Origin of the sequence: Burkholderia sp. Ac-20392 (assembly GCF_017104585.1) — a bacterium.
Taxonomy (GTDB): Bacteria; Pseudomonadota; Gammaproteobacteria; order Burkholderiales; family Burkholderiaceae; genus Burkholderia; species Burkholderia lata.
In genome coordinates, this window is the sequence record NZ_JAAGPB010000306.1 from 1 (window position 1) to 10384 (window position 10384).

Genomic DNA, 10384 nt, shown 5'->3' on the forward strand with positions numbered 1-10384 from the left:
AAGGAGGAGAGAGGAGAGAGAAGGAAGAGAGAGAGAGGAAAAAAACAGAAGCGAAAAAGAGGAAAAAAAGCAGAAGATAAAAGAGGATGATAAGAGATGCAGCAGGACGCGCCGGCCACCAACCGCCGTTCGAGCGTGCTCGCGCGCAGCGCACCGCGGCCGTCGCTGAACGTCACGCATGCGTGGCAGGGCTGCGAGTCGCTGAGCGGCTGGGAGCAGATCGATCGCGTGCTGGAAGTCGACCAGACGCCGATCGGCAAGACGCCGCGCTCGTGTCCGGCCACCTATATCGGCGTGTGGGACACGATCCGCAAGCTGTTCGCCGATACGCTGGAAGCGCGGGCGCGCGGCTACACGGCGTCGCGTTTCTCGTTCAATACCGGCGACGGGCGCTGCCCTGCATGCGAAGGGCAAGGCGTGCGCACGATCGGGATGAGCTTCCTGCCCGACGTGAAGGTGCCGTGCGACGTGTGCCACGGGCAGCGCTTCAACCCGGAGACGCTCGCCGTCACGTGGCGCGGCCGGAACATCGGCGACGTGCTGACGATGGAGATCGACGAGGCGGTGGAGTTCTTCGCGCCGATCTCGAACATCGCGCATCCGCTGCAGCTGATGAAGGATGTCGGGCTTGGCTACCTGACGCTTGGCCAGCCGTCGCCGACGCTGTCCGGCGGCGAGGCGCAGCGCATCAAGCTCGTCACCGAGCTGACGAAGGTGCGCGACGACATCACGCGACGCGGCCAGAAGGCGCCGCACACGCTGTACGTGCTCGACGAACCGACGGTCGGCCTGCACATGGCCGACGTCGCGAAGCTGATCCGCGTGCTGCACCGGCTCGTCGATGCGGGGCACAGCGTCGTCGTGATCGAGCATGACCTCGACGTGATCGCGGAAGCCGACTGGATCATCGATCTCGGTCCGGAAGGCGGCGTGGGCGGCGGCACGATCGTCGCGGCGGCGCCGCCGGAAGCGCTCGTGCAGGTAAGCGCAAGCCACACCGGGCAGGCGCTCAAGCCGGTGCTGGCCCGAACGGGTACGGACCAAGGGGAAGCCGAGCGCGAGGGCGAAGCGCGGGTAGGGTGAGCGTGTCGCTTCGACTCGACGGCCCCGGTACCGGGCGATGATTTCCCCCAGCTGGCTTGCAAGCGGCTGGGGGTGCACCGCGATCCGGCCCATGCACCCCTCGTTGAGGGGTGTTTTCTTTTGGGGCTGCGGTCGACGCCATATGTCGTCGCCGGAATCACGGGGCGCGCAACGCGTCCCCGGCCGGCAGGTCGGCTCGACGATCGACCTGACCGGCATCCCACACCATCAGCCAGCGTTCGCGCCACGCTCCTCCGCCAGCAACCGGCGATAGTGCGGCAGCGACGTGAACAGCAGCCACGCGGCCAGCGCCGCGGCAATCGTGCAGACGATGCCGATCGACTGGCCGACCATCTTCGGGTTGCCGAACACGCGATCGGTGACGAGCGCAATCAACGTCGGGCCGAGCCCGAAGCCGATCAGCTGCGCGAAGAACGAGTAGAGCGCGCCGACCAGGCCGCGCATGCGGCTCGGTGCGACGAGCTGCAGCGACGCGGCCATGCACGCGGTCGGCAGCGTGAAGAAAAAGACGGTGACGGCGGCCGCGACCAGCGTGCCGATCGCACCCGGCGCAAACGGAATGCTCGCGCAGCTGAGCAGCATCGGAATCATCGCGAACGCGGCGGTGCGCAGCGACGCATCTTCGTAGCCGCGCCGCTCGAACCAGCGCACGACCCACGGCCCGGCCAGCGCGCCGGCCGTGCCGCAGCAGACCACCAGCGCGCCGAAGCGGAAGCCGACCAGCGCCGCCGGCATCCCGTGCGCACGGATCAGGGTGGTCGGCAGCCACGCCGGCATGCCGAGCACGACGATCGCGAGCGTGCCGACGCCGAACAGGATCCGTGCGTAGAACCCGCGCCGCGCCCACAGAAACGCGACCGAATCGCGGGTCGAATACTGCCGTTCGTCGGTGCTGCCGCTGATGACCTTGCTGCGTACCGGCTCGCGCACCGTCAGCCACACCAGCAACGCGAACAGGATGCCCGGCAACCCGATCAGCACGAATGCGAGCTGCCAGGTTTCGAACCCGGCGAGCATCGGGAATTGCTGATGGACGTCACGCGCGAACGAGATGACGAGGCCGCCGGCGACGAGCGAGAGGCCGCCGCCGAGCATCGGGCCGAGGATGAAGACGCTCATCGCGCGCGGCATCTGTTTCGCCGAAAAGCAGTCGGCGATCATCGACAACGCAATCGGAAACACGCACGCTTCGCTGGCGCCGACGCCAAAGCGCGCGAGGAACAAACCCTGGAACGTCGTGGCCTTGCCGCACAGGGCAGTGAAGATGCACCACAGGCAGATGCCGACCAGCAGGATGTTGCGCCGGTTGGTCACGTCGACGAGCCGGCCGAACAGCGGCGATGCGATCAGGTACGCGGAAATGAACGCGACACCCTGGACGAGGCTGAGCTGGGTGTCGGAGATGGCGAGCGAATGGCGGATCGGGTCGACGAGCAGGTTGAGAAGCTGGCGGTCGATGTAGGCGAGCGAATACGCGAACGTGAGAATGACCAGGATGTACCACGACCGGAGGCTGTCCTGCCCGGTCTGGACGGAGGTTCGTCCTGCTAGCGCTTCGTTCAGGCCGCCGACGGGCGGGGTGTCATTCATGGCATTCCTCATCATTTCTCCAATACGGTCGTTCGGTTGCTGTGGAAATCGTTCGACGAAACCGTCGCCGCGCACGACGCGGGCGGCGCTGAATCGCGTCGATCAGGCGCCTGCACGGTTGCACGGCGTGTCTCCGCCCGGTCGGGGCGGCCGGCCGCGAGATGCGTCAGCGCTCTTTTATCAAACTATCGTTAGGTAGTTTGGCGGGATCGAAAGTGAAGTGCCATGAGTGTTATCCATTAAGCGCGGCTGGCATGGCCCGGGGGCGTGTGGCAATGCGGCTTGTCCGGCAAACGTGGCATGGCGGGAAATCCGGCTGGAGATGATCGGTGTCGGTACGCGAACGGTCGGGTCACGCCGAGTCAAACGGAAAGCCTGCGCTCGGCTCTGACCGAATGGAGAGGGCGGTCTTTATTGGCCAATCACATCATTTGTGAGGTAAACGGTTCGGCCGGGATCGCGGATAAATCGATGGTGATCGTGTTGCACCAATCTGAAGATCGGGAAAATGTTTCGAAGTACGGAATGTTTAGGGGTGGAACGCGCGCTGAATAACGACGAGGCGAACTGCCGCCAGCACCTGGCCGCAGCCTCCCGATCCAGAACAGGAGAAGCACGATGACCGACGACGTATTGCGCGATTCGAGCCGCTTGCCGGACGGTTTCGAGAAACTCGAATCGTTTCCCGATCGCTGGAATGCGACGACGTCGCACGAGTGATGAATCAACCGTGCGGCCAGGCCGAATGCGGAGGTCGTGATGTTCTACGACGCGATGTCCGCGCGTGTGAAGGATGCGGCCGTCCATCTCGAGCGGTTTCCGCCCGACAACATCCATTGTTAATCCGGCTCGAAAACACAGTTGGAATCGCGGGGGATACGAGAAAGCGCGCCCGATGGTTACGATGAATGCCGTTCCCCGACGGACGATCGCCGGATCGTCCCATCATTCTCGAACCGCAACAGGAGTGCAATCGTGGCGACCTATATCGTCTTCACGCGTGAAAGCACGCAGGATCAGCAGGAACTCGACCGCTACCAGGACCAGGTTGGCGCGACGCTCGCCGGCCACCCGTTGAAGGTGCTGGCCGCGTATGGCCCGCAGGAAACGCTCGAGGGCGACGGCCCGGAAGGGGTGGTGATCGTCGAGTTTCCGTCCAGGGACGCCGCGCACGCGTGGTATGACAGCCCGGCATACCAGGCCGTCGTTCAGCATCGCTTCAAGGGCGCACGCTATCGCGCCGTGCTGGTCGAAGGCGTCTGACCGGGCCGGCGGGGCGGCTCATCGACCGCCGTTACGGCCACGCCATCGACGGGACCGTATCCGTGCATTCGATTTCCTCGTAGTCGTCGTCGATGAAATTCCATGCATGGAAACAGGCGGTCAAAAGGCGAGCTGACGATGGATTGCGCCCGGGGTCTCCGGCGCACCGCTGCTCGCGCTCGGATAGTATCCGGGACTGTCGCAATCAAAAAACGTCGTTGCACACGTTCCTGCTGTTTCCCGGAATCACCTCCACCGCGGCCGTCTTGCGCGGCTGGCGTCATATTCCAACCTCCATCACGTGCCTGCGTCATGACCTGACGCTCAACTGCCATGTCCAATGGAGGCGCGTGCAATGGCCGTACTGACGACACGTCAAGTTTGCGTCACCAGCAAGATCAACCGTTCGCCGGGCGAATCAGCCTCATCGAGCCTTTATGGAGCCGTCTCTCATGTTTTCGAAGCCATCCCGACTCTTCATCGTGGCAGCCGCATTTTTCACGGCCCATGCGGCCGCACAATCTCCGGCGCCCGCATCGATTCCCGAACAACTCCCGTATGACATCCCCTACGGTGCGCCCATTACGTTGGCACAGGCGCGCACGGCCATTGCGGCAGCCGAATCAGAAGCGCGACGCCGCAACTGGAAATACGCGATCGTCGTCGTCGACAGCGGCGGGAATCTGGTCTCGTGCGACAAGATGGATGGAACGCAACTCGCCTCCACCGAAATTGCGGAAGCCAAGGCGCGGGCGTCGGTGCGCTTCCGCCGACAGACCAAGGACATGCAGAACGCGATCAACAACGGGGCGACCGGCAACCTCAGCATCCCGGGCATTCTCGCCGGAGAGGGCGGCATCCCGATCGTGGTTGGCGGGCAGCTGATCGGCGCGATCGGGACCAGTGGTGGCGCGGGGGTGCAGGATAGCGTGATCGCGGCCGCGGGCGCGGCGGCCATCCGGTAAAGCGCGGCGCAACAGGCAAGCTGTCCGGGGGATGATTATTCTTTCAAATAAATAATATAAACCTGACGTTTTTATTTCATCGGGTTTTGCGTGTATCCGGAACCGACCACGGTCCGGCGGATTCGTCCCGTTTCAGAAGGGATGGGTGACTCGACCCGGTCGCGAAAATACGCGATTCGAGCGATATCGCTACACTCCCCCCCTGCGATGACAATTTGAACCGGTTACTTCATTCAAAAATGGAACCGGTTCCATAATCCTGTCCCGGATTATGTGCAGTTTGAGCCGTTAAAAATTTGCGTCGCATGGCGTGTGCAATACTTGGTTCAGCCGGTCATGGTCGTTTGCCGGTGCTTTCGGACGGGTTGTGCACAAGTCGTGGGGGAGGCATTCCGTCGTTTCGGCGCGGAGCGACTCCCATCGCGGAATATTTGGAAGCAAGAAAGCCTGCGAGCAACCGCTCGCCAAAAAGACGAAAACGACATGTCCCCATACGATCATGAAACGCGCGTCGTCGCGCGCGCCGGCATTACCCGGAGAGCGGCCCTGAAAGTGATGGCGGCAGCCCTGACGCAGGTCGGGCTGTTCACTGCCGCCCCCGGCCTTGCATTCGCGCAGCAGCCGTCGCTCGACGCCAAGACCTTTCTCGCGCTGTCGAGCGCCCTGACAGGCCACGCGAATCTCGACCCGATGACGGCCAGGCGGCTCGTCGACGCGTTCCATCGCACCGACGCCGGTTTTGCCGCGCGTGCGGCCGCGCTGGCGCAACGCGTTCGCGCCGGGCAGACCCCGGCCCAGCTGCTGGCCGATGCCGACAGCGCCGGCCTTCACGACACCGCGCTCGCGATCGTCGCCGCGTGGTACACGGGCACCGTCGGTCATGGCCAGAAGGCCGTGATGGTGACCTATGCCGATGCGCTGATGTACGACACCGTCCACGACGGGATGAGCGCGCCGACCTATTGCTCGAACGGCCCGCTGTGGTGGACCGCCGAACCGCCGCCGGCCGATGTCGCGCCGCCGCGCAAGATGGTGGCGCCAGCCACTTCACAGCACCCGCAAAAGCACGCCTGAATCTCATGAAAACTCCTGTATTTGAATCGAACGGCGACGTGTCGGCCGACGTCGTGATCGTGGGATCCGGCGTGGTGGGCGGCTTGATCGCGGACCAGCTGGTCAGCCAGGGCCATTCGGTGCTGATCCTCGAATCGGGCCTGCGCATCGAGCGTGCGCAGGCGGTCGAGAACTGGCGCAACATGCCTTTCGACAATCGCGTCGGGTCCGACTTCCAGGGGCTCTACCCGCAGGCGCCGAATGCGCCGGCCCCGCTGTATTTTCCGAAGAACAACTACGTCGGCCTGAGCGGTCCGGACGGCCAGAGCTTCCAGCAGGGCTACCTGCGCACGGTCGGCGGCACGACCTGGCACTGGGCCGCCTCGAGCTGGCGGCACCTGCCGGTCGATTTCCGGATGCAGTCGACGTATGGCGTCGGCCGCGACTGGCCGATTTCCTATGACGATCTCGAGCCGTATTACTGTCGTGCGGAAGAAGAGATGGGCGTGGCCGGACCGAGCGACCCGGCGATGCAGTCGCCGTCGCAACGCAGCCGCCCGTATCCGATGGACATGGTGCCGTGGGGGCATGGCGACCGGCGCTTCGCCGAAATCGTCAACGCGCACGGCTACCGGTCGATCCCGATTCCGCAGGCGCGCAGCACGCGGCCGTGGCATGGCCGCCCGACCTGCTGCGGCAACAACAACTGCCAGCCGATCTGCCCGATCGGCGCCATGTACAGCGGCATCCATCACATCGAGCGCGCGGAGCGCAAGGGCGCGAAGGTGCTCGCCGAATCGGTCGTCTACAAGATCGACACCGATGCGAACAATCGCGTGACGGCCGTGCACTGGTACGACGCGTCGCACAAGTCGCACAAGGCCAGCGGCAAGCGGTTCGTGCTCGCCTGCAACGGCATCGAGACCCCGCGCCTGCTGCTTCTGGCCGCGAACGAGCGCAATCCGCACGGCATCGCGAACGGCTCGGACCAGGTCGGCCGCAACATGATGGATCACTCGGGCTTCCACTGCACGTTCCTCGCGAACGAGCCGATGTGGCTCGGCCGCGGCCCCGCGCAGAGCAGCTGTATCGTCGGTCCGCGCGACGGCGATTTCCGCGGGCAGTATTCGGCGAACAAGATGATCCTGAACAACATCTCGCGCGTCGGGCCGGCGACGCAACAGGCGCTGAAGCTCGGCCTGGTCGGCAAGGCACTCGACGAGGAAATCCGGCGGCGCGCGATCTACGGCGTGGACCTGTCGATCAGCCTCGAACCGCTGCCCGACCCGAACAACCGCCTGACGCTCAGCAAGACGCGCGTCGATCCGCTCGGCCTCGCCTGCCCGGACATCCACTACGACGTCGGTGACTACGTGCGGCGCGGCTACGACGCGGCGTGCAAGCAGCTGTCGCACATCGGCACGCTGTTCGACGCGGTCGAATTCGACATCACGAAGACGCTGAACGCGAACAATCACATCATGGGCGGCACCATCATGGGCGCGGATCCGAAGAACTCGGTCGTCGACGGCGACTGCCGCGCGCACGACCATGCGAACCTGTGGCTGCCGGGCGGTGGCGCGATGCCGTCGGCGTCCGTCGTCAACACGACGCTGTCGATGGCGGCCCTTGGCCTGAAGGCCGCGGATTCGATTTCCGCGAGCCTCGCGAAGGGTTGATGCGATGACACATACGATTCAACGACACCGTCGCGCGCGGCGCGGCACCGCGTATCGCACGGCCATCGCGGCCGGCCTGCTCGCGCTCGTCGGCAGCGCATCCGCGTTCGCGCAGGATGCGCCGGCCGGCACGGCTTCGACGTCGGCCGACGTCGCGCTGGTCGAAAAGGGCCATCAGCTCGCGATCGCGGCGGACTGCATGGCGTGCCATACGGCGCTCGACGGCGGCAAGCCGTTCGCGGGCGGGTACGGCATCGCGTCGCCGATGGGGCAGATCTATTCGAGCAACATCACGCCGTCGAAGACGGCCGGCATCGGCAACTACACCGAGGTGCAGTTCGCCCGTGCGCTGCGCGAAGGCGTGCGCGCGGATGGCGCGTACCTGTATCCGGCGATGCCCTATACGTCGTACAGCGGCCTCAGCGATGACGACGTGCACGCGCTTTACAGTTACTTCATGCATGCGGTGAAGCCGGTCGACGAAGCCGCGCCCGCCACGAGCCTGCCGTTCCCGTTCGGCATGCGCATGGCGATGTCGGGATGGAACATGCTGTTCCTGTCGAACAAGCGTTTCGAAGCGGATCCGGCCCACGATGCGCAGTGGAATCGCGGCGCGTACCTGACCAACGTGCTGGCGCACTGCAGCGCGTGCCACACGCCGCGCAACGCACTGATGGCCGAGGACTTCGGCCGCAACCTGGGCGGCGCGCAGCTCGGCGCGTGGTACGCGCCGAACATCACGTCGGATCCGGTGAGCGGCATCGGCGCGTGGAGCGACGCCGAGCTGGTGTCGTACCTGAAGACCGGCCGCGCACCCGGCAAGAACCAGGCGGCCGGCCCGATGGCGGAGGCCGTGCAGAACAGCCTGCAGTATCTGTCGGACGCGGACCTGAAATCGATCGTCTCGTATCTGCGCAGCACGAAGCCGATTCGCGACGAAAGCGAATCGGCGCCGGCATTCTCGTACGGGCGCGCGGTCAGCAGCGAAGCGACGTTGCGCGGCGCGTCCCCGCTGAACGCGAACGGCACGCTGACGACGGGCGCGGCGCTATTCAGCGGCTACTGCGCGAGTTGTCACCAGGCGAACGGCAAGGGCAGCCCGAGCCAGGCGTATCCGTCGCTGTCGAACAACACCGCCACGGGCTCGCGCAATCCGTCGAACCTGATTGCGGCGATCCTGTACGGCGTCGATCGCGAGGCGGGCGGCGAGCACGTGCTGATGCCGTCTTTTGGCGAGGACTCCTATGTCCAGCCGCTCAAGGACGACCAGGTCGCTGCCATCGCGAACTACGTGCTCGCGCAGTACGGCAATCCGGACGTGACCGTCACCGCAGGCGACGTTGCCGTCGCGCGCAGCGGCGGCCCCGTTCCGCTGCTCGTGCGGGTCCGGCCGCTGATCCTGCCGGGCGCGGTGCTTGTCGTGCTGATCGCGGTGCTGGGCGTCGCGTTCTGGTGGCGTCGCCGCCAACGCGTTTCGCTTGCCGATCCGCCGCGCGGCAAGGTCGGCTGATTCAGCGGACCGCCGCATCGATGCGGCACGGAAGCAGGCATCGATCCGTCAGCGCAAGCCGGCGCGTATCGAGCCTGCTTCCGCATTTCAGGTCAAGCCGGCTCGACGTCCCGGCAATGGCCTGGGCATGACGATTTCGCGTCCCGTGGGCGCGCTCATTCAAGCGTGGACGTGCGGTGTGTGGCCGTTCTGGCAGGGAATCGGCACCGCACGCACCACCGCATCGGCCGCCAATCTCACGTGTACCCGATCCGGGCGCCACGCATCCGTCGGTTGACGCGTCACACCCTGGCCGTCGCTTTCGCGTCCTGTACCAGCATGTCGGCGGCCTTCTCGCCGATCATGATGGTGGCCGCGTTGGTCGCGCCCGAGATCGGCGACGGCATGACCGACGCATCGGCCACCCGCAGGCCCTGTACGCCGCGCACGCGCAGCCGCGCATCGACCACGGCCATCGGGTCGCTGTCGGGCCCCATGCGCGCGGTGCCGTTGTGGTGATAGACGGTGCCGCCGCGCTGGCGTGCGAACGCGAGAATCTCGTCGTCGGTGCGCACGTCGTTGCCGGGGAATATTTCGTCGACGTAATACGGGGCGAACGGCCGGGCCTGCAAGACGGCGCGCGCCATCTTCACCACGGCCACCATCGCGCGCTGGTCCGATTCGTCGGTCAGGTAGTTGGGCTGCACCTCGGGCAGTTCGTCGATGCTGGCCGAACGCGCCTTGACCCAGCCGCGACTGTCGGGACGCTGCTTGTGGCCGCCGAGCGTCATGCCCGGATAGTGATCGAGCAGGCCGGGCAGCCCTTCCTGATAGCTGCCCGGCGTGAACGACACCTGCAGGTCGGGCCGCGACAACGCGGGTGCGGAGCGAAAGAAAAAGCGCATCGGTACCGGGCCCATGCTCAGGATGCTGGGCCGGCCGAGGCAGTACTTCGCGATCTCGCCGGCCAGCGGCAGGCCGCGGCCGCGTTCGTTGAGGGTGGCGACGTCCTTGACCCGGACGGCGACGCGCAGGTTGAAGTGATCGACCAGGTTGGCGCCGACGCCGGGCAGGTCGACGCGTGTCTGCACGCCGATGGCGCGCAGATGCGCGCTGTCGCCGATGCCCGAGATCTGCAGCAGGCGGGGCGTGTTCAGCGCACCGGCGGCGACGATGACTTCGCGGTTCGCGCGCACTTCGCGCTCGGGGGCGCCGGCGCCGCCCGCGCGGTAGCGCACGCC

At 65.7% G+C, this 10384-nt stretch carries 7 protein-coding genes and 1 pseudogene; 6 read left to right on the top strand and 2 right to left on the bottom strand.

Annotation, left to right across the window (positions count from 1 at the left end; genetic code table 11):
* Positions 1 to 99: 99 nt before the first annotated feature.
* Positions 100 to 1083, top strand: a pseudogene (locus tag G3N99_RS26755) (excinuclease ABC subunit A); the annotation flags it as partial.
* Between the two features lie 228 nt (positions 1084 to 1311).
* On the opposite strand, the gene G3N99_RS26760 reads toward G3N99_RS26755, so the two are convergent.
* A complete protein-coding gene (locus G3N99_RS26760) occupies positions 1312 to 2694 on the bottom strand; it encodes an MFS transporter (RefSeq protein ID WP_241011865.1) in 1383 nt (460 codons plus the stop codon).
* Between the two features lie 975 nt (positions 2695 to 3669).
* Here G3N99_RS26760 and G3N99_RS26765 point away from each other — a divergent pair.
* The 5 genes from G3N99_RS26765 (at position 3670) to G3N99_RS26785 (ending at position 9164) form a co-directional block, all read left to right on the top strand.
* A complete protein-coding gene (locus tag G3N99_RS26765) occupies positions 3670 to 3957 on the top strand; it encodes a DUF1330 domain-containing protein (RefSeq protein ID WP_174983641.1) in 288 nt (95 codons plus the stop codon).
* A gap of 452 nt (positions 3958 to 4409) precedes the next feature.
* Positions 4410 to 4922 carry a heme-binding protein gene (locus G3N99_RS26770; RefSeq protein ID WP_241011866.1) on the top strand — a complete coding sequence of 171 codons (513 nt, stop codon included), beginning with the start codon at positions 4410 to 4412 and terminating at the stop codon, positions 4920 to 4922.
* 483 nt (positions 4923 to 5405) lie between these two features.
* Complete coding sequence (locus tag G3N99_RS26775; protein WP_241011867.1) at positions 5406 to 5996, top strand: sorbitol dehydrogenase family protein; 591 nt, start codon at positions 5406 to 5408, stop codon at positions 5994 to 5996.
* Positions 5997 to 6001: 5 nt separating this feature from the next.
* Positions 6002 to 7654: a GMC family oxidoreductase gene (locus tag G3N99_RS26780; RefSeq protein ID WP_174933309.1), complete on the top strand. Its 1653-nt coding sequence runs from the start codon at positions 6002 to 6004 to the stop codon at positions 7652 to 7654.
* Positions 7655 to 7658: 4 nt separating this feature from the next.
* Positions 7659 to 9164: a cytochrome c gene (locus tag G3N99_RS26785; RefSeq protein WP_206123896.1), complete on the top strand. Its 1506-nt coding sequence runs from the start codon at positions 7659 to 7661 to the stop codon at positions 9162 to 9164.
* A 281-nt stretch (positions 9165 to 9445) separates the two neighbouring features.
* Here G3N99_RS26785 and G3N99_RS26790 read toward each other — a convergent pair.
* A partial coding sequence (locus G3N99_RS26790; protein WP_206123897.1) for a GMC oxidoreductase occupies positions 9446 to 10384 on the bottom strand: 939 nt, incomplete at its 5' end.